This window comes from Variovorax sp. dw_954, from assembly GCF_018449755.1.
Taxonomy (GTDB): Bacteria; Pseudomonadota; Gammaproteobacteria; order Burkholderiales; family Burkholderiaceae_C; genus Variovorax.
In genome coordinates, this window is record NZ_JAAVVD010000006.1 from 68,337 (window position 1) to 88,879 (window position 20,543).

15 protein-coding genes and 1 pseudogene are annotated in these 20,543 nt (G+C 67.1%); 5 read left to right on the forward strand and 11 right to left on the reverse strand.

The window, feature by feature from the left end; genetic code table 11:
• Window positions 1-40: 40 nt before the first annotated feature.
• Window positions 41-151, reverse strand: a pseudogene (locus tag HB681_RS11810) (AraC family transcriptional regulator); the annotation flags it as partial.
• Window positions 152-268: 117 nt separating this feature from the next.
• A complete protein-coding gene (locus HB681_RS11815) occupies window positions 269-1,072 on the reverse strand; it encodes an SDR family oxidoreductase (protein ID WP_213955019.1) in 804 nt (267 codons plus the stop codon).
• 249 nt (window positions 1,073-1,321) lie between these two features.
• Here HB681_RS11815 and HB681_RS11820 point away from each other — a divergent pair, with 249 nt between their 5' ends.
• The 3 genes from HB681_RS11820 (at window position 1,322) to HB681_RS11830 (ending at window position 8,247) form a co-directional block, all read left to right on the forward strand.
• Complete coding sequence (locus HB681_RS11820; protein WP_213955020.1) at window positions 1,322-6,955, forward strand: discoidin domain-containing protein; 5,634 nt, start codon at window positions 1,322-1,324, stop codon at window positions 6,953-6,955.
• A gap of 279 nt (window positions 6,956-7,234) precedes the next feature.
• Entirely contained in the window at window positions 7,235-7,681 is a 447-nt protein-coding gene (locus tag HB681_RS11825) for a hypothetical protein (RefSeq protein WP_213955021.1), read from the forward strand.
• Complete coding sequence (locus HB681_RS11830; RefSeq protein ID WP_213955022.1) at window positions 7,678-8,247, forward strand: SCO family protein; 570 nt, start codon at window positions 7,678-7,680, stop codon at window positions 8,245-8,247. Before HB681_RS11825 ends, HB681_RS11830 begins: the two co-directional genes overlap by 4 nt.
• 189 nt (window positions 8,248-8,436) lie before the next feature.
• On the opposite strand, the gene HB681_RS11835 is transcribed toward HB681_RS11830, so the two are convergent.
• The 3 genes from HB681_RS11835 to HB681_RS11845 all read right to left on the reverse strand — a co-directional run bounded on the left by HB681_RS11835 (window position 8,437) and on the right by HB681_RS11845 (window position 12,247).
• Window positions 8,437-9,312 (reverse strand): DMT family transporter, encoded by an 876-nt coding sequence (locus HB681_RS11835; RefSeq protein WP_218628198.1) that lies wholly within the window; start codon window positions 9,310-9,312, stop codon window positions 8,437-8,439.
• A gap of 128 nt (window positions 9,313-9,440) precedes the next feature.
• A complete protein-coding gene (locus HB681_RS11840; RefSeq protein ID WP_213955024.1) occupies window positions 9,441-11,054 on the reverse strand; it encodes a gamma-glutamyltransferase family protein in 1,614 nt (537 codons plus the stop codon).
• Window positions 11,055-11,284: 230 nt separating this feature from the next.
• Window positions 11,285-12,247 (reverse strand): tripartite tricarboxylate transporter substrate binding protein, encoded by a 963-nt coding sequence (locus tag HB681_RS11845; protein WP_213955025.1) that lies wholly within the window; start codon window positions 12,245-12,247, stop codon window positions 11,285-11,287.
• A 132-nt stretch (window positions 12,248-12,379) separates the two neighbouring features.
• On the opposite strand from HB681_RS11845, the gene HB681_RS11850 reads away from it, so the two are divergent.
• Window positions 12,380-13,282: a LysR family transcriptional regulator gene (locus tag HB681_RS11850; RefSeq protein ID WP_213955026.1), complete on the forward strand. Its 903-nt coding sequence runs from the start codon at window positions 12,380-12,382 to the stop codon at window positions 13,280-13,282.
• Between the two features lie 151 nt (window positions 13,283-13,433).
• Here HB681_RS11850 and HB681_RS11855 read toward each other — a convergent pair whose 3' ends face one another.
• The 5 genes from HB681_RS11855 to HB681_RS11875 all read right to left on the reverse strand — a co-directional run bounded on the left by HB681_RS11855 (window position 13,434) and on the right by HB681_RS11875 (window position 18,846).
• On the reverse strand, window positions 13,434-14,951 hold the full coding sequence (locus tag HB681_RS11855; protein ID WP_213955027.1) for a tripartite tricarboxylate transporter permease: 1,518 nt from the start codon (window positions 14,949-14,951) through the stop codon (window positions 13,434-13,436).
• Between the two features lie 13 nt (window positions 14,952-14,964).
• The gene (locus tag HB681_RS11860; protein WP_213955028.1) at window positions 14,965-15,453 is read right to left on the reverse strand and encodes a tripartite tricarboxylate transporter TctB family protein; all 489 of its coding nucleotides are present in this window, start codon (window positions 15,451-15,453) and stop codon (window positions 14,965-14,967) included.
• 180 nt (window positions 15,454-15,633) lie between these two features.
• Window positions 15,634-17,436: a GspE/PulE family protein gene (locus tag HB681_RS11865; protein ID WP_213955029.1), complete on the reverse strand. Its 1,803-nt coding sequence runs from the start codon at window positions 17,434-17,436 to the stop codon at window positions 15,634-15,636.
• A 112-nt stretch (window positions 17,437-17,548) separates the two neighbouring features.
• Entirely contained in the window at window positions 17,549-18,304 is a 756-nt protein-coding gene (locus tag HB681_RS11870) for a spermidine synthase (protein ID WP_213955030.1), read from the reverse strand.
• Complete coding sequence (locus HB681_RS11875; protein WP_256353885.1) at window positions 18,301-18,846, reverse strand: DNA-deoxyinosine glycosylase; 546 nt, start codon at window positions 18,844-18,846, stop codon at window positions 18,301-18,303. The genes HB681_RS11870 and HB681_RS11875 overlap by 4 nt, the downstream gene beginning before the upstream one ends.
• 57 nt (window positions 18,847-18,903) lie before the next feature.
• On the opposite strand from HB681_RS11875, the gene HB681_RS11880 reads away from it, so the two are divergent.
• On the forward strand, window positions 18,904-19,749 hold the full coding sequence (locus tag HB681_RS11880; RefSeq protein WP_213955209.1) for a mechanosensitive ion channel family protein: 846 nt from the start codon (window positions 18,904-18,906) through the stop codon (window positions 19,747-19,749).
• 54 nt (window positions 19,750-19,803) lie between these two features.
• Here HB681_RS11880 and HB681_RS11885 read toward each other — a convergent pair whose 3' ends face one another.
• Window positions 19,804-20,361: a hypothetical protein gene (locus HB681_RS11885; RefSeq protein ID WP_213955031.1), complete on the reverse strand. Its 558-nt coding sequence runs from the start codon at window positions 20,359-20,361 to the stop codon at window positions 19,804-19,806.
• Between the last annotated feature and the right edge of the window lie 182 nt (window positions 20,362-20,543).

Below are 20,543 nucleotides of genomic sequence, written 5' to 3' on the forward strand. Positions count from 1 at the left end.
CGCATGGTCCTGAGCCTCGTTCTCCCCGCCTGCAAGCGCGTCAGCGATCGCCGCCGAACTTCTTGCGAAACGCGGAAGGCGTCATGCCCTTCACGTCGAGGAAGCGGCGATTGAAGTTGGCGACGTTGTTGAATCCGACATCGCAGCAGATCGTCGGAGAGGGTTGGCGTGAGGGCATGCGGCGCTTGAATGGTGACGCCGCCGCGCCCTCATCCCAACCTTCTCCCGGAGGGAGAAGGAGCAAGACACGGAGCGCAGTCGCAGGCGTTCAGTACGTCCCGGGATACGCCCCGCCATCCGTCAGCACGTTCTGGCCGGTGATGTATGCGGCCTGCATGCTGCAGAGGAAGGCGCAAGTCGCCCCAAACTCCTCCGCGGTACCGAAGCGACCCGCCGGAATGGTCCGGGCCCGGGCGGCGCGGATGGTGTCGATGTCCTGGCCGGTCTTCTTCGCGGTGCCTTGCATCGTGCCCTTCAGGCGGTCGGTGTCGAAGGCGCCCGGTAGCAGGTTGTTGATGGTCACGCCCTTGGCGGCGATGGAGGTGCGCGCCACGCCGGCGACGAAGCCTGTGAGCCCGCAGCGCGCGCCGTTCGACAGGCCGAGGATGTCGATCGGCGACTTCACCGAACTGGAAGTGATGTTGACGATGCGCCCATAGCCGCGCGCGGCCATGCCGTCGACCGTGGCCTTGATGAGTTCGATCGGCGTGAGCATGTTGGCGTCCACGGCCTTGATCCACGCGTCGCGGTCCCAATCGCGGAAGTCACCCGGCGGCGGTCCGCCCGCGTTCGTGACGACGATGTCGTAGTCGGCATGCGCGGCGAAGGCTGCGGCGCGTCCTTCGACCGTGGTGATGTCGGCCGCCACATGCTTGACGAAGGGCGCGGCGGCGCCCGTCCCGGCGGCTCGCAGCGCGGACAGTTGCGCCGCTGCCGCCTGCAACGCGTCGGCGCCGCGCGCCACGATCACCACGTTCACGCCCTCGCGCACCAGCGCTTGCGCGCATCCCAGGCCCAGGCCCTTGCTCGCGCCACACACCAGGGCCGTCTTGCCCGCAATCCCGAAATCCATTGTTGAAATCCTCTTGCTCGTTGAAGGGAATAGTTCCGCGCGCCGAAGCCTTGGACACGCAAAAGAGCGGTGATGATCGTCCTAACGTGGTTCTGTGTCGACACTCAATCGATGAACACCGCAATACGTGCGAAACGTATTGGTTGTCCGCGCATTGATTCGATAGCATGTGAAATTAGTCACGAATCGCGGCCTTTGATTGAACAGGCCCGCCGGTTTGGTGCTAACTAAAAGACTCAGGGAGAAAGCGTGAATTTGCGATGGGTAGGCTTGGGCGCCGGCGTGGCCGCGGCATTGTTGTTGGGCTCCTGCGGGGGCTCGTCGGACCGGGAGAGCGGCCAGTTCGGCGGAATCACCGGGCAGCCGGCTTCCGCGGATTTTGCCGCGACCTTCGAGAAGCAGCGCGAACTCCGCCGCAAGATCGCCGCCCCTGCGCAGGCCCAGTGGTCCGCCGTGACCGACCTCTCCCTGGTGCCAGCCTCGGCCTCCGCCCTGCCCGACGGCAAGGTCTTGCTGTGGGCCGGTGAAAGCCGCTTCGCCGTGTCGAGCGACAGCAGCCGCACCTATTCGACCCTGTTCGATCCGGTCGCCATGACCGCGACCGACCGCCTGGTCAGCGAGACCGGGCACAACATGTTCTGCTCGGGCACGACCACCCTGGCCGACGGCAGCCTGCTCGTGGCCGGCGGCAGCGGCGAATCGAACACCAGCATCTACAACCCCGGCACCGCCCAGTGGACCACCGGCCCGGCACTGAAGATCAGCCGCGCCTACAACGCCAACACGATCCTGTCGGACGGCTCCGTGCTGACCATCGGCGGCTCCTGGGACCTCGGCAACGCCGGCGGCAAGGATGGCGAGGTGTGGAACGCGGCCACCGGATGGCGCAAGGTTCCAGGGCTGAAGATCGATTCCATGCTTTCGCCCGGCGGCGCGGAATACTGGGTGTCCGACAGCCACTTCTGGCTGCACCCGGCCGGCAACGGCAAGGTGTTTCATGCCGGTCCGGGCCGGCAGATGCACTGGCTCGACACGCGTGGCGAGGGCTCCGTCGAAGCCGTCGGCCCGCGCGCCGACGATGCGTTCAGCATCACCGGCAGCGCGGTCATGTACGACACCGGCAGGATCCTGAAGGCCGGCGGCGTCGACATGGCCACGACGGACAAGTCCAGCAACCAGAGTTACGTGATCGACCTCAACGCCGGCGTGTCGGTGCGCAAGATCAATCCGATGGCCTACCCGCGCGCCTACCACAACGCGGTGGTGCTGCCGAACGGGCAAGTGGTCGTGATCGGCGGCCAGACCATCGCGCTCGGCTTCAGCGACAGCAATGCGGTGATGGTGCCGGAACTGTTCGATCCGATCACCGAGACCTTCACGCCCATGCCCGCGATGTCGGTGCCGCGCAACTACCACAGCGTCGCGGTGCTGCTGCAGGACGGCCGCGTGATGTCCGCCGGCGGCGGCGTGTGCGGCGAAGGCTGCGCGGCCAACCACGCCGACCTCCAGATCCTCTCCCCGCCCTACCTGTTCAATGCGGACGGCAGCACCGCCACCCGCCCGGTGCTGCTGGGCGCCCCCGCACGCGCCGTGTACGGCAGCACGGTGAACGTGAGCACCGACAGCCCGGTCGCGGCGTTCTCGCTGGTGCGCATGTCCTCGACCACCCACACGGTCAACAACGACCAGCGCCGGCTGTCGCTGGCCTTCACCAGCCTCGGCGCCAACAACTACAGGATCGACGTGCCGAGCAATCCCGGCTGGGCGCTTCCGGGCGTCTACATGCTGTTTGCGATGAACGCGAACGGGACGCCTTCGGTGGCGAAGATGGTCACCATCGACGGCAGTGGTGCACCGCAACTGGCCGCGCCCGACGATCAACTGAGCGCGGTCGGCTCGACCCTGACCCTGCCGGTTCGCGCGACGAATCCCGGCGGCGCGCCCATCAGCTACAGCGCCGACGGCTTGCCCGACGGCCTGCACATCGACGCCGCCACGGGCGTCATCAGCGGCAGCCCGGGCCGCATCGGCACCTACGTGGTCAAGGTGGCGGCAGCCGCCTCCGGCAGCACGGTGAGCTGGCAGTTCCAATGGGTCGTCAACGATTCCAATCCAGCGTCGCGCTACGTCAAGCTGGTGTCGAACAGTTCTTTCAACGACAGCCCGCTGGCCTCGATCGCCGACCTCGATCTGTTGAACGAGGAAGGCGCCGTCCTGCCCCGCGGCCTCTGGAAGGCCACCGCCAGCAGTGCCGAGACCCGCGGCGAATACGCGCCCGCGGCATTCGCGATCGATGGGAACCCCGATTCCTACTGGCTCTCGCAATGGTCCGATCCGCTGGCGGTGCAGCCGCATTCCTTCGTGATCGACATGGGCTCGATGCAGCGCATCGGCGGATTCGCCTATCGACCGCGCCAGAACAGCGACAACTCGACGATCGCCCGCTACGACTTCTACGTGAGCGCCGACGGCGTGAACTGGGGCCCGCCCGTCTCGCAAGGGGACCTCCGCGACTACGGACCGAACCCCGGGCGCAAGACGGTGCACTTCAACAACGTCGCACGCGGCAGGCCGGCCAGCGCGTCGTCCGAACAGGCAGGCGGCGCCGCCACGCGCGCCGTCGACGGCGTGAACGACGGCAACTGGGCTTCCGGCTCCACCACCCAGACCGGGAGCAGCGCAAACCCGTGGTGGGAAGTGGACCTCGGCGCCGACTTCCGCATCCACGCGTTGCGACTGTGGAACCGCACCGATTGCTGTGCCGACCAACTGGGCAACTTCCAGGTGATGGTCTCGTCTGCGCCGATGTCCGGCAGGAGCTACGAGGCATTGATGGCCGACGACAGCGTGGGCAAGACGCTGGTGCCGGGCACTGCCGAACGCCTGACCACCTTGACCCCCGGCGCGACCGGGCGCTATGTGCGCGTGCAGCTTGCCGGCACTGGCGCCCTGAGCCTTGCGGAGGTCGAGGTGTTCGGCGTACCGGCGGCCAATCGACCGCCATCGCTGGGCGCGGTGGCTCCCCCCGCCACGCACCAGGGCGAGCAAGCCGCCTTCGCACTCGCCGCCAGCGACCCCGATGGCGACCCGCTCGCCTTCGAAGTGAGCGGCCTCCCCGCTGGCGTCAACTACGACGCCGCCAGCGGCATGATCGCCGGCTACCCATCGCAGAGCGGAAACTTCAGCGTGACCGCCACCGTCAGCGACGGCCACGGCGGCACCGCCTCCAGCCGTTTCGACTGGCGCATCCTGAACCCGCTGCCGGTGATCGAGCCCATTGCCGCACCCGCGGTGGGCGCGGGCCGAAGCGCAAGCTACACGGCCAGCGCGGGCGCTGACGGCAGCCTCCAATACAGCTGGGTGTTCGGCGATGGCAGCCCTTCCACAGGCTGGATCGCCGACGGCGGCGCCGACACGACCCATGCCTTCGCGGCGCCGGGGGTCTACAACGTCACCGTCTCGGCCCGCAGCGCGGACGGCACGGTCGTGACACGCAGCTTCATGCAGGCCGTCATCGGCAGGGAAGGCCCACCGGCGGGCGCGCCGGGGGGCCCACCCGCCGGCACCGGCGCCACCAGCGCCATTGCCAGTTCCATCCTGGCGGTGGAGCCACGCGCGGGCGCCAGCGAGCGCGTCTGGGTGCTCAACCAGGATGCGGACACCGTATCCGTCTTCGACTCCAGCGACGGCTATCTGGTGGCCGAGATCGCGGTCGGGGTCCAGCCGCGCAGCGTGAGCCTCGGCAAAGGCATTGCCGTCGTTGCCAACAAGGGAGCGGCCAGCCTCAGCGTGCTGGGCACCGGCACGCTGAAGGCAGTGCGAACGGTGGACTTGCCGCGCGGGTCGCAGCCGTACGGCGTGCTCGTCGCGCCCGACGGCAGCACCTATGTGGCGCTCGAAGCTACCGGTCGCCTGCTCAAGTTCGACAATGCCTGGACCCAGACTGCCGACGTGGCCGCCCCCGGCGTGCGCCACCTCGCCCTGTCAGCTGACGGCAAGCGCCTGCTGGCCACGCGCTTCATCACCGCACCACAGCCCGGCGAAGGCACGGCCAGCGTGCGCGGCGACGTCGACGGCATGAAGACCGGCGGCGAGGTCACCGAATTCGACCCCGCCACGCTGGCCGTGGTCCGCCGCTTCGTGCTGCAGCACAGCGACAAGGCGGACGGCTCGGTGCAGGCGCGCGGCGTGCCCAACTACCTCGGCGCGCCCGCCATCGCACCCGACGGCCAGAGCGCGTGGATCCCGTCCAAGCAGGACAACATCCGGCGCGGCGGCCTGCGCGACGGCCAGCCACTGAGCTTCGAGAGCACCGTGCGTGCCATTTCCTCCCGCCTGGACCTGGCGACGAACACCGAGGACTATCCCGGCCGCGTCGACCACGACAACAGCGGCGTGGCCAGCGCCGCCGTCTACCACCCCAACGGCGCCTACATTTTCGTGGCGCTCGAAAGCTCGCGAGAAGTCGCTGTGCTCGACGCCGCCGGCAAGCGCGAGCTGATGCGCCTGGCGGTGGGCCGGGCGCCGCAGGGCGTGGCAGTGTCGACCGACGGCATGCGCCTCTACGTCAGCAACTTCATGGACCGCACGGTCGGCGCCTACGACCTGGGTCGGCTGCTGCAATACGGCGAGCCCACCATCGGCCTGATCGGCGCCGTGCCTGGCACGACCACCGAAAGGCTGGCGCCCGAGGTCCTGCGCGGCAAGCAGTTCTTCTACGACGCCAGGGACCCGCGCCTGGCCCGCGACGCCTACCTGAGTTGCGCAAGCTGCCACAACGACGCGAGCCATGACGGCCGCACCTGGGACTTCACCAGCCTTGGGGAAGGCCTGCGCAACACGATCTCGCTGCGCGGCCGGGCCGGCGGCCAGGGCCGGCTGCACTGGAGCGGCAACTTCGACGAGCCACAGGACTTCGAAGGCCAGATCCGCAACCTCGCCCGCGGCACCGGGCTCATGACCGATGCCGCATTCAACGCCGGCACCCGCAGCCAGCCGCTGGGCGACCCGAAGGAGGGTCAAAGCGCGGACCTGGATGCGCTGGCGGCCTACCTGCGCTCGCTCAACGCATTCAGCGCGAGCCCGCTGCGCAGTGCAGACGGCAGCCTCACCGCGCAGGCCGTCAATGGCAAGACAGTGTTCGCCGCGCAGTGCGCCACATGCCACGGCGGCCCCGCCTTCACCGACAGCGCGACCAATCGCCTGCACAACGTCGGGACCCTCAAGCCGGGCAGCGGCAAGCGCCTCGGGGCACCACTCAACGGGCTCGACACGCCCACGCTGCGCGACGTCTGGGCCACCGCGCCGTACCTGCACGATGGCACGGCGGCCACTGTCGAGGACGCCGTGCGCGCCCACGCAAACCTGAGCCTGAGCGACGCGGACCTGCTCGCCGTCAGCGCCTTCGTCAAGCAGATCGGCAACGAGGAGACCCGCGCGCCCCACGTCCCGGGCAGCGGCACCGGGCTGTTGGGCAGCTACTTCAACAACATCACGTTGAGCGGGCAGCCGGCGCTCGTGCGCGTCGAACCGGTGGACTTCGACTGGGGCCTGGGCTCGCCCGGCGCGCCGATCGGCGTCGACTTCTTCTCGGCACGCTGGACCGGCATGATCGAGGCGCCCGCCACGGGCAGCTACCAGTTCCGTACGCTGCTGGACGACGGCGTGCGGCTGTGGATCGACGACAAGCTGATGATCGACCACTGGACGTACCACCCGGACTACGACACCACCGCGCCGCTGAACCTGGTGGCCGGTCGCCTCTACCGCATACGCGTCGAGTACTTCGAATGGACGCACGGCGCGTCGATGCGCCTGGAATGGAAGCCGCCCGGCGCGGGCGCGTTTTCGACGACGCCTGCCGAACGCCTTTATCCAGGCTGAGCACCGCGCGGTGAGACTGCCGGGGCGAGATCCTTCGTGCCCCGGCCCAAGTTCGTCACGCAAGTCGCACCGCCAGTCGGTGGCAGCCCTGCAGGTCTTGTTACGATGAAAAGTCATCCTTTCGTTTGCCGCGCGTTGCATCGGCCAGCGATGCCGAAGGTGGGATGAACAAGAAAATCAGGGAGAGGAAGAAGTGAAGCTACGTTCAATTGGCAGGGGGCGGGTGTGGCCTTGCGCAGTGACAGGGCTTGTCCGGCACGGCGTCGACGGGCATCCGTCATGAAGCGCGGCCTGATCCTCCCGGTCGTGGTGCTGGCGATGATCGCCGTGGCGAGCGGACTGTCGTCAGGAGCCGATGCGCCGTTGCCATCCGGTGTCGCCACCGCGGGGCGCAGCGCATTCGTCGGCGAAAAGCCGCTGGTGGCGCGCCTGCCGGGCCACACCTTCGACCTGCCGGCAGAAGCCGTGCGATGCATCAACTGCCACGCGCCCTCCACCGGCACCACCGGGCAGACGGCATTCGCACCGCTCCTCACCTCCAGGTATCTCAATGAGTTGCGCTCCCGGCGCGGCGGCCCCGGCAGCCGCTATGACCCCGCCTCGTTCTGCCGGCTGCTGCGCGAGGGCCTCGACCCGGCCGGCGTGATGGTCAACACCGCCATGCCGCGCTACGACATCTCGCCCCAGGGATGCGACGACTTGTGGGCGCACCTGAGTTCGCAATGAAGCGCCGCGCCATCCTGCGCGCCAGCATGGCCGCGCTCCCCGCGCTGTGCTTCGGGACGGCGCGCGCGCACAACGCGGCCGGCGAAGTGCGCCCGCCGCTGCCGGCGCCCGACATCCAGGTGACATCGAATGGCGGCAGCAAGTCGCAGCTGCGGGACCTGCTCGCAGGCCGGGCCACTGCGCTGCAATTGATGTTCACGGGTTGCAGTTCGGTGTGTCCGATCCAGGGCGCGTTGTTCGCGCAAGTGCAAGCCGCATTGCCGCGCGGCGATGCGCCGCTGCAATTGCTGTCGGCCAGCATCGACCCGCTGGGCGACGACCCCAGGGCATTGACCGCATGGCTGGGCCGCTTCGGGGCGGGTCCGCGCTGGAGCGCTTTTTCGCCCGCGCCCGCGTCGCTCGACCGCTGGCTGGACTTCCTGGCCGGCCGCAGCGTGGGCCCCGACAAGCACACGGCCCAGGTCTACTTCTTCGATCGCCAGGCCCGGCTGGTGCTGCGCACCGTTGATTTCCCCAGGCCCGCCGAGGTCGCGCGCCTGCTGGCCCAGTTGGTCGCACTGAAATGACCAACGTGCCAAGAAGGTGCGAAGATTTCGTAGCGAGGGCGCCGAGCTCGGGTTGAGGAGCGGAACCGTACTCAGGTACGGTGACAACGAAGTTGCGGCAAAGGCTAACAATTGCGCGAAGCGCTTGTTATGCCGGAGTCAACACCGGAGGCCCGGGATCGGTGGCCGCAGTAGAAAGATTCGTACCGTCTAGCGACCGGTGCGCGTGAACACGAAGATGCCAGCGATCACCAGCACCGTGCCCGCCGCGATCCAGACGGTGAAGGGCTCGCCCAGGATGACGATGCCCATCAGGATGGTCGACATCGGCCCGATCATGCCGGTCTGTGCCGCCACCGCGGCGCCGATGCGTTCGACGGCCATCATCACCATCAGCACCGGCACCGCGGTGCAAGCGGTGGCGTTGAGCACCGACAGCCAGATCACCTCGGGCGCCACCGCAAAGGCCGCGCTCACCGGCCGCAACACGGCGAACTGCGCGATGCAGAAGAGGCACGCCACGCTGGTCGCCAGGCCCACCAGGCGCAGCGACGCCAGCCGCTTGACGAATTCGCCGCTGTACACGAGGTAGCCGGCATAGCTCACCGCACTGAGGAAGCAAAGGAACGCGCCCCACGCCGCCGTTCCGCCGCCCGCGCCCGTGCCGCCCCAGATCTCGTGGCCGAACACCAGCGCGACACCGGTGTAGCTGATGGCCATGCCGACGAGTTGCGCGCGCGATGCGCGGCGCCGGTACAGCACCCAGCCGAACAGCAGGACCAGCGTCGGATTGAGATACAGGATGAGCCGCTCGAAGCCGGCGCTGATGTACGCGAGCCCCGCAAAGTCGAGGAAGCTGGCGAGGTAGTAGCCGGAGAAGCCAAGGCCCAGCACGCCGAGCCAGTCGCGCGTCGTGAGCGCGGGCTTGCCGCGCCCCGCCCACCAGGCCATGAGCGCGAACAGCGGCAGTGCGAACAGCATGCGCAGCATGATCAGCGTGACCGCGTCCACCCCATGGCGGTACGCGAGCTTGACGATGATCGCCTTGCCGCTGAACGCGATCGCGCCCACTGTCGCAAGCACCAGGCCGGCTGCGCGGCCGGCGCTCCTGGGCTGTGCGGGGAACGCAAGGCCGACTGCGTCAGTCTGCGGGTGTGGCCCCCTCGAAGGGCTTTGGGGGAGCGACACGAAGGGCGCGGATCCTGTGGGTGGGCCTAGTAACCGGCGGCGAGGCCGTCGCGCCGCGGGTCGCTGGCCGCCACATACCCTTCAACGCCGGGATCGCCCTTGCGCCAGATGAACTGGCCGGCGCCGAAGTCCTGGTACGAATCGTTGATCACGTCCATCTCGTGCCCGAGGTTGCTCAGGCCCTGGATGGTCTGCGCGTTCATCGCGGACTCGACGTTGATGTTGAGGCCCGCATTGAAGCGCCAGCGCGGTGCGTCGCATGCCGCCTGCAGGTTCTGCCTGTAGTCGATCATGCGCACCAGGGTCTGCATGTGCCCTTGCGGCTGCATGTTGCCGCCCATCACGCCGAAGCTCATCACCGGCTGGCCGTCCTTCGTGAGGAAGGCCGGGATGATCGTGTGGAACGGCCGCTTGCCCGGCGCCACGACGTTGGGGCTGTCCGCCTTGAGGCTGAAGCCGTGGCCGCGGTTCTGCAGGCTGATGCCGAACTCCGGCTCCACGCAACCCGAGCCGAAGCCCATGTAGTTGCTCTGGATGAAGCTGACCATCATGCCGCTCTCGTCCGCCGCGGTGAGGTAGATGGTGCCGCCCTTGACAGGGTTGCCCGCCTTGAAGTCCTGTGCCTTGTTCACGTCGATCAGTCTGGCACGCGAAGCCAGGTACGCGTCATCGAGCATTTGCGCGGGGGTCACCGTCATCGACGATGGCTCCGACACATAGCGGTAGACATCGGCGAAGGCCAGTTTCATCGCCTCGATCTGCAGGTGCTGCGACGCGACCGAGTCGACCGGCAGCGAGGCGATGTCGAACTTCTCGAGGATGCCGAGCGCGATCAACGCCGCGATTCCCTGGCCGTTGGGCGGGATCTCATGCAGCGTGTAGCCGCGGTAGTCGCGCGAGATCGGCGTGACCCATTCGGGCTGGTAGGCCGCGAGGTCGGCCACGGTGAGTGCGCCGCCGTGCTCCCTGGAAAACCTGGCGATGGCCTCGGCGATTTCGCCGCTGTAGTAGGCCTCGCCCTTGGTTCGCGCAATCGCCTTGAGGGCGCGCGCGGCGGCGGCAAAGCGGAACAGTTCGCCCACTTCGGGCGCGCGGCCCCACGGCAGGAAAGCCTGCGCGAAGCCGGGCTGCGATTGCAGCAGTGGCGTGGCGGCCGCCCACTTCTGCTGCACCACGGGCGGCATCAGGTAGCCGCGCTCGGCGATGTCGATGGCCGGCGCCATCAGGTCGGCAAACGGCAGCTTGCCGAAGCGGTCGCTCATCGCGACCCAGCCCCGCACCGCGCCCGGCACCGTCACCGAGTCGATGCCGCGCTGCGGCGGCGCGGTCTTGTCGGTGCCGTACTTGTTGATGAAGTAGTCGGGTGTCCAGGCCTTGGGCGCGGGGCCGGAGGCGTTGAGGCCATGCAACTGCTGGCCGTCCCAGAGGATGCAGAAGGCGTCGCTGCCCAGGCCATTGCTCACCGGCTCGACCAGCGTCATCACGGCGGCTGCGGCGATCGCCGCGTCCACCGCATTGCCGCCCTGGTAGAGGATGCGCAGGCCGGCCTGCGCGGCGAGCGGATGCGAAGTCGACACCACGTTGCGCGCGAACACCGGGATGCGGGTGGAAGGATACGGATTGGCGTAGTCGAATTTCATGCAGGGCCTCGTCGATGAGCAACTGATTATTCGGGAAACACCGTAGAACCGGCTTTGCCGGGCCACCGGTGTTGCCCCCGGTGGGGGGTGGGCGGCCTACACGAAGTGAGGCCAACCTGGGGAGGAGCAACTGTTCTTACCGCGGAACCGGCTTCGCTGAGCCGCTGGGGTTGCCCCCGGTCGGGGTGGGAGTCGCGCACGCAGTGCGCAGCGACCTGGGGCGAGCCTACTTATTCGCTCGTGATCTTGCGTTCGACAATGATCTTCTTCCACTTGGCTGTGTCGTCGGCCATGGTCTTGGCCAGTTGCGCCGGCGTGCTGGTGACCGGTTCGATGCCCAGGCGCGAGAGCTTGTCCTTCATGTCGGGATCCGCCAGCGCCGCGTTGGCAGCGGCGTTGATGCGCGCCACCATCTCGGGCGGCATGCCCTTGGGACCGTACAGGCCGAACACGGTGTTGGACTCGTAGCCGGGCAGCGTGTCGGCCACCGCCGGCAGGTCAGGCGCGAGCGGACTGCGCTTGAGCGACGTGACGCCCAGCGCGCGAATGCGCCCGTCGCGCACATAAGGCAGGCCGGTGGGCAATGAATCGAACAGCAGGTCGATCTTTCCGCTCATCAGGTCGGGCATGGCGAGTGCGGTGCCCTTGTACGGGATGTGCGTGACCTGCACGCCGGCCTGCGCCTTGAACAGCTCTGCCGAGAGCTGCACGATGGTGCCGGGGCCGCTGGACGCGTAGTTGAGCTTGTCGGGGTTCTTCTTCGCGTAGTCGATGAATTCCTTCACCGTCTTCGCGGGCGAGCTGGTTGGCACCAGCATGATGCTCGGCGCATTGCCGACGTGGGCGATGGGCGTGAAGTCGGCCACCGTGTCGTAGGGCAGCTTGTTGGGCAGCGCGGGACCGATGGCATGCGTGCTGGTGGTGGCCAGCAGCAGCGTGTAGCCGTCGGCCGGCGCCTTGGCGGCAGCGTCGGATCCGATGGCGCCGCCGGCGCCCGGCTTGTTGTCGATGACGAAGGTGGCGCCCAGCTTCTCGCCCATCTTGTGGGTCAGCGTGCGCGCGAACAGGTCGGTGGCGCCGGCCGCCGGGAAGGGCACGATCAGGCGAATCGGCCTCGACGGATAGTTCTGCGCCCATGCGGGCAGGGTCGACATGAGCAGCGTGGCCGCCAGCGCGAAGCTTCTACGTTTCATTGGAATCGGTTCTTTCATGGACATCTGGAGGGCATGGCGCGCTCGCCTCCCCGCGAGCCGCAGGCTCCGATTGGACACGCCGCCGATTCAAACGGGAAATGGATTTATCTGATAGATATATGATCGTCCCGCATGAATGTGACGCTGCGCCAACTTCGGGTTTTCCTGGCCGTGGCCGAGACCCGCAACTTCAGCCGCGCGGGTGACCAGATCGGCTTGACGCAGCCTGCGGTCAGCCGGTCGATCCTGGAATTCGAAGCGCAGTTCGGTCTCAAGCTGCTGGATCGCACCACGCGTGAAGTCTCGCTCACCGAGGCTGGGCAAACACTGGCGGCGCGGCTCGACCGGGTGCTCGACGAACTGGAGCAAACCCTGCTCGACGTGCAGGGCATGTCGAACGCACGCCGCGGCAAGGTGCGCGTGGCCAGCAGCCCGACGCTGTCGGCCAACCTCATGCCGGCCTGCATTGCGGCCTGTGCGCGCATGGAGCCGGACATCGAACTCGTGCTGCTCGACCGCATCCAGCAGGATGTGCTCGACAGCGTGCGCGCCGGCGAGGTCGACTTCGGCGTGGTCATCGAGCCCGCCTCACAGGACGATCTCCAGTGCGAGACCATCCTGTCCGACCCCTTCTGCCTCGTCGTGCCGCCCGGCCATCGGCATGCGGAGCGCAAGCAACTGCGCTGGTCGGCGCTCGACGGCGAGGCGCTGGTACTGCTCGACCATGCCTCTGGCAGCCGCCGCCTGATCGACCAGGCGTTGCTGCGTCACGGCGCCAATTGCACGGTGCGCCAGCAGGTCGGCCATCCGACGACCGCCTTCCGCATGATCGAGGCCGGCCTCGGCATCAGCGTGATGCCATCGCTGGCGGTGCCGCCCGCGGGCTTTCGCAACCTGCAGGTGGTGCAACTCATCCCGCGCGTCGAGCGCGCCGTGATGCTGGTCCACCGCCGCAACCGTGCCCCCGCCCCGCTGGCGCAACGCGTGTGGAGCCTGATCCGGGACACCGCCGCCGAGACCCGCCCCGCCCCATAGAAAACGGCGCCAAAGGCGCCGCCGTATTCATCCAGAGGTCACGAGCCCATTCCAGAAACACCGTGGAACCGGCTTTGCCGGGCCACTGGTGTTGCCCCCGGTAGGGGGTGGGAGTCGCGACACGAAGTGGCGCAGCGACCTGGGGGCGAGCTTAGTCCTCTTCTTCGTGGAACGCCTCTTCGCGCTTCGCCTTGATCGACGGCATCAGCACGATGATCAGCAGCAGCGCGGCAGCAGCCAGCAGCACCGCCGAGATCGGACGCAGCACGAACACGCTCCAGTCGCCGCGCGACAGCAGCAGCGCGCGGCGCAGGTTCTCTTCCATCATCGGCCCGAGGATGAAGCCCAGCAACAGAGGCGCAGGCTCGCAACCCAGCTTGTAGAACAGGTAGCCGATGAAGCCGAAGCCGCCCACCATCCAGATGTCGAAGGTGTTGTTGTTGGTCGAGTACACGCCGATCGCGCAGAACAGCACGATCGCCGGGAACAGGAACTTGTAGGGCACCGACAGCAGCTTGATCCACATGCCGATCAGCGGCAGGTTCAGGATGATCAGCATCGCGTTGCCGATCCACATCGAGGCGATCAGGCCCCAGAACAGCTCCGGGTTGCTGGTCATCACCTGCGGGCCAGGCTGGATGTTGTGGATGGTCATCGCACCCACCATCAGCGCCATCACGGCGTTGGGCGGAATGCCCAGCGTCAGCAGCGGGATGAACGAGGTTTGTGCGCCGGCGTTGTTGGCCGCTTCCGGCGCCGCCACGCCACGGATGTTGCCCTTGCCGAACGGCACTTCGCCCGGTTGCAGCTTGGTCTTCTTCTCGATCGTGTAGGCCGCGAAAGCCGCCAGCAGCGCACCGCCGCCGGGCAGGATGCCCAGGGCCGCACCCAATGCCGTGCCGCGCAAGACCGCAGGCGTCATGCGCTTGAAGTCTTCGGCGGTCGGCATCAGGCCCGACACCTTGGCGGTGAACACCTCGCGCTCATGCTCCGGACGCGAGAGGTTGGCAATGATTTCGCCGTAGCCGAACACGCCCATCGCGATGGCGACGAAGCCGATGCCGTCGGTCAGTTCAGGGATGTCGAAGCTGAAGCGCGCCACGCCCGAATTCACGTCGGTGCCGACCAGGCCCAGGCACAAGCCCAACACGATCATCGCAATGGCCTTGAGCAGCGAGCCTGAAGCCAGCACCACCGCGCCGATCAGGCCCAGGATCATCAGCGAGAAGTATTCGGCCGGGCCGAACTTGAAGGCCAGTTCGGTCAGCGGCGGCGCAAAGGCGGCCAGGATCAAGGTGCCCACGCAGCCCGCGAAGAAGGAGCCCAGGCCGGCGGCAGCCAGCGCTGGCCCGGCCCGCCCCTTTCGCGCCATCTGGTAGCCGTCGATCACGGTCACCACCGATGACGATTCCCCCGGCAGGTTGACCAGGATGGCGGTGGTGGAGCCGCCGTATTGCGCCCCGTAGTAGATGCCGGCCAGCATGATCAGCGCCGACACGGGTGGCAATGCATAGGTGGCGGGCAGCAGCATCGCGATGGTCGCGACGGGGCCGATGCCCGGCAGCACGCCGATCAGCGTGCCCAGGATGCAACCAACCAGGCAATACAGCAGGTTGGTGAAAGTGAACGCGACGCCGAAGCCCAGCGACAGGTTGTTGATCAAATCCATGGTCTGCTTTCTCTCAACCCGTGATGAAGGTCGGCCAGACCTGGATCTGGAGCTTGAGCGCCCAGATGAATGCGATGTAGCTGCCGATGGCGAGCACGGTGGCCAGCACGAGGACCTTCTTCAGGTCGAACTCGTGGCCGGCCAGGCTGGCGATGATGACCAGCGCATAGATCGCGACGATCATGCCCATCGCCGGGATGCCGATGCTCGGCAGGCCGCCGAGCAGCACGCCGAACGCGAGGTTGGCGCCGATGATGAAGACGATCTGCCGCCAGGCCCATGACCCGATGGGATCGCCGTCCTCGGTCTCGGCCGTCATGCTGGTGAACATGATCACGAGGCCGATCAGCCCCATGACGATGCCCAGCATCAGCGGAAAGTAGCCTGGCCCCATGCGCGCGCCGTTGCCGACGTTGTAGGTGCTGGCCCCCCATGCGAATGCCGCACCCATCACGGCAAACATCAGCCCAGAGAAAAAGTCTTTTTGACTCTTGATTTTCACGAACGGTCTCCTCGAATGAATCGAGCAGACATTGTCCGGTCAGCTTCCGGTCAGCTTGATGTGGATTTCACTAACCGACAGGCTAGGGATTACCCGAGACGCGCAGGGCGCGCAGAAGGTGTGAAAAGTTCGCAGCGCAGGCCCGAGGTCGGTGGCCGCAGTGGAAAGATTCGCAGCCTCTCACTCGAGCGGCGGTGTCGCGGCCAATACTTCCTCGATGGTGGTCACGCCTTCGGCCACGCGCAGCGCGCCGGCCAGTCGCAAGGGCCGCATGCCGTCGGCCACCGCCTGGCGGCGCAGGCCCTGCAGGTTGGGCTCCTTGTTGACCAGACCCTTGAAGGTCTCGCTGACGGAGAGCAGTTCGTAGAGGCCCATGCGCCCCATGTAGCCGGTCATGCGGCAATCGACGCAGCCGACCGCCTTGCAGGGGCGCATCGAGCCGCTGATCTGCCAGGGCGCGACGAACTCGGCGAGCTTCTCGCGCGTCATCTCCTCGTCGGGCTTCTTGCAATGCGGGCACAGCGTGCGCACCAGCCGCTGCGCCAGCACGCCGAGCATCACCGCGTTGATGAGGTACGAGGGCACGCCCAGCTCCATGAGGCGTGTGATGGCGCTGGGTGCATCGTTGGTGTGCAGCGTGCTGAACACCAGGTGGCCGGTGAGCGCGGCCTGCACGGCCATGTCGGCGGTGGGCAGGTCGCGGATCTCGCCGACCATGATGATGTCCGGGTCCTGCCGCATCAGGGCGCGCAGGCCCTCGGTGAAGCCGAAGTCGAGTTGCGGCTGCACCTGGGTCTGGTTGAACGAGGGCTCGATCATTTCGATCGGGTCCTCGATGGTGCTGACGTTGACCTCCTCGGTCGCCACGCGCTTGAGCGTCGAATAGAGCGTGGTGGTCTTGCCCGAGCCGGTCGGCCCCGTCACCAGGATGATGCCGTGCGGCCGCGTCACCAGTTGCTGCCAGCGTTGCGCATCGTGCTGCGCGAAGCCGAGCGCGTCGAGGTCCTTGACCGCGGTGTCGGGATCGAAGATCCGCATCACCATCTTCTCGCCGAAGGCGGTCGGCAAGGTGGACAGGCGCATTTCGACTTCATCGCCGCGCATGTTGCGGGTCTTGATGCGGCCGTCCAGCGGGCGCCGCTTCTCGACCACGTCCATGCGGCCGAGCAGCTTGATGCGCGCGACCATCGCGTTCATCACGCCCATCGGCATCTGGTAGGCCGGATGCAGCACGCCGTCGATGCGGAAGCGGATCACGCCCTGCTCGCGGCGCGGCTCCAGGTGGATGTCGCTGGCACGCTGGTCGAAGGCGTATTGCCAGAGCCAGTCCACCACCTGCACCACGCTCTGGTCGTTCGCGTCGAGCTGCTTGTTGCTCTTGCCCAGTTCCACCAGTTGCTCGAAGCTGGCGCTCGCGCTGGCGCCGCCGCTGCCGGCCTTCTGCGCGGCCCGCACCGACTTGGCCAGCGCGAAGAACTCGGCCCGGAAGCGCTGGATGTCGGCCGGGTTGGCCACCACGCGGCGCACCTTGCGGCGGGCCTGGCGCTCGACCTCGGGAACCCAGTCGGTGATGAAGGGCTCCGCCGTGGCGACCACCAGCTCGGTGGGCGAGACCTGCACCGGCAACACCTTGTGCCGCTCGGCATAGGCTGCGCTCATGGTGTCGGCCACCTTGCCCACGTCGACCTTGAGCGGATCGATGCGCAGGTAGGCGAGGCCCGCGCGACCGGCCAGCCACTGCGTCAGCATTTCAAGATCGAGCGGCTTGCCGTCCTGCTCGCGCGTCATCGCGACATTGGCGAGCCGCACGATGGGCGCCTGCTTGCTCTCGGCCTGGGCGCAGCGTGCGATGGTGCGCTTGGCCTCCTCGCGCGAGATGACGCCGTCCAGCGCCAGCCATTCGATGAGCTGGCGCAGTTCGAGCGGACCCTCGTGCGGGACCGACGCGGGATTCGTGGGATGCAACGGCGTGACTGCGCTCATTGGAAAACCTTCATGCTGCGCACTGCGATACGAGTGACTCGGGCGGCCTGGCGGCGCTCATTGGACAACCTCCGCGCTACGGTGCGAGCGCCTTCGGGCGGCCGGGCGACGCTCATGGATTCAGGGGTTTGAACACCCGCAGCCACTTGGGCGCGGGCAGGCTCCAGCGAGTCTGGATGGTTTGTGCCCGCTCGGCAAGCAGCGGGCGCTTCGGACGTTGCGGCGTGCGATGCGCGAGCACCACGGTGTTGCCTTCGCGCGTCGGCTTGAAGGTCCAGACTGCATCGGCGCCGAAGGCACCGACGATCTGCTCCAGGCTGCGCGCGTAGCTCGACGAGCGGCCGAACAGGTTGACCGTCATCGCGCCGTCTTCGGTGAGGAGGTGGCGGCAATCGGCGTAGAAGGCTTCGCTGTCGAGCACCGGCGCGGCGGCTTCATGGTCGTACAGGTCGACCTGCAGGGCATCCACCGTGCCGAGCCACTGCGGCTTGCGGATCTCGGCGCCGGCTTCGGCGATGACGACGCTCAGCTTCAGGTCGTCGGCCGGCAGCTTGAACCAGCCGCGGCAGGCCGCGACCACCTGCGGGTTGAGCTCGATCGCCGTGGTGCGCATGCGCAGGGTCTTGCGGCTGAACTTGGTGAGCGTCGCGGCGCCGAGGCCGAGCTGCATCGCATGCCGGTTCATCACGCTGGATGGCTCGACGAACAGCAGCCAGGCCATCATGCGCTGCACGTACTCGAGCTCGATCTCGAAGGGCGCGTCGAGCTTCATCGAGCCCTGGACCCATTCGGTGCCCAGGTGCAGGTAGCGGATGTCGCCCCAGTCAGAGAAATTGACCTCGGGGAGTTCGATGGGTTTGGTTTTCATGAAGATGGTGGCGCTATGCCATGGTGCACGAACACCTCGCGCCAGGCATCGAGCTTGCGCTGGAAGCTCCAGCTCGCATTGGCCGGGCTGGTGGACGGCAGCTTGTAGACGGGCACGCCGAGTTGCGACGTGTGGCGGGAATGACGGAAGCTCTCGCCGCCGTTATGGACGATGGCCGCGAGCCTGGGCAATTCGAGGCTGGCGATGTCGTTGACGACCGCATCGCGGATCGCAGTGTCGAGGCTGCCTTCGCGGCGGCATGCGGCGTAGACGTCCCAGAGGCCGAGGCCGCGATCGAGCAGCCATGCCCCGCGCGCTGCATAGCCATCGGCGCCGTCCGGCAGCGGATGGGCGGGCCACACGGCTTGCAGGATCTTCCAGAAATGGTTCTGCGGGTGCGCATAGTACTGCTGACGCGCTATTGACCGCGCACCGGGAAAGCTGCCTAAGATGAGGACGGCGGTGTCGCTCGAGACGAGCGGCGCCAGCCCCGTGAGCATGGCGCCGGTTTCGTCGTTGCGTCGTGGTGCCAGCTTGTTCATAACGCCTGCCGGTCAGTCGGCTTTGGCGCCCTCAAGGAAACGGACATGAAGGACATGATGAATTCGGAAGCGATCTGGGTGTTCCTGACGACGCAAGGGGTGGATTTTGGCCTGAAAGTCATCGGTGCCATCGTTGCCTGGGGCATCGGGCGCTGGCTGATCCAGCTGGCCCAACGGCTGCTCGGCAAGGCGCTGGAGCGGGGCAAGCGCATGGATGCCACGCTGAGCAACTACATCGTCTCGATTGTCGGCGTGATGCTGAACATCCTGCTGATCCTCTCGATCCTGGACATGTTCGGCATCAAGACCACGTCCTTCGCCGTGCTTCTTGCAGGCGCGGGCCTGGCCATCGGCACGGCGTGGGGCGGCTTGCTCACGCACTTCGCGGCCGGCGTGTTCCTGCAGGTTTTGCGGCCCTACGGCGTGGGCGACTTCGTGACCATCGGCGGGGTCACCGGCACGGTCAGCGAACTGGGCCTGTTCGGCACCACCGTGATCACGCCCGACAACACCATTTGCGTGATCGGCAACAACAAGGTGCTGTCCGATACCGTGCAGAACTTCAGCCGCCTCAAGTTCCGCCGCGTGGACGTGACGGCCAAGATCGCCAACGGCGTGGACGTGAACCAGGCCATCGAATTGCTGAAGGCGGCGGTCGGCAAGATTCCCAACATCTCTCCGGACCAGGTGCCGGATGTCGAGATCCTGCAGTTCACGCCCGAAGGGCCACTGCTGGCAGTGCGGCCCTACACGCACACCGACCACTACTGGCAGGTCTACTTCGACACGCACCGCGCCATCGTGCAGACCTTCGGCGCGGCGGGCTATCCGACACCGGAAACGCCCATCGTGCGGCGCAGCATCGTGCCGCCGGTGCCGCCCGCGGAGCTCAAAGCCCAGTAACGACAAGACCCGCCGGCGGCGGGTCTTGTCCGTTCGCTGCGCCGAGGCGGAAGCTCAGGGCTTTTGCGCCGGAAGCTCCGAACCGATCTTGTCGCCGACCTTGCGGGTGGCGTCCGCGGCCGAGGTACCGGCGTTGCTCACAGCCTTCCCGGTGGCGCTCGCTGCGTTGCCGGTCGCGTCCACGGCCTTGCTGGTGCCAGACTTCGTCGCATCCCAGCCCTTTTCGGTCGTCTTCTTGGTGGCGTCCCAGCCCGAGGCCGTGGTCTTCTTGGTCTTGTTCCAGGCCTTCTTGCTGCCCGTCTTCGTGGAGTCGTAGGCTTTGACCGTGCCTTCCTTGGTGGCGTCGTATGCCTTCACGGTGCCTTCCTTGGTCGCGTCATAGGCCTTGACCGTGCCCTTCTTCGTCGCGTCGTATGCCTTGACGGTGCCTTCCTTGGTCGCGTCGTAGGCCTTGACCGTGCCTTCCTTGGTCGAGTCGTAGGCCTTCTTGCTGGCGTCTTCGACCTTCTCAGTGGTGCTCGGGGCAGCCGTCTGCGCAACGGCCGGCACGCACACCGATGCCACGGCGATGACCAGTGCAGCAGGCAGCAGGCGGATGGAGGTGGTGTTCATTTCAAAAGCTCCTTCGATGTTGGATCGTGCATTCACGTGACGGTTGCCACACGGCAGCAACGGTCTCCGAGAACCCGAGGATGACACCAAAAACATGCCTTGTAACCCGCCTGTGGCAAATCGGGTACTCGGCCTACCCGGCCGTCAGCGCAAGCCTACGAACTGGGGGCTGTTCACACTAC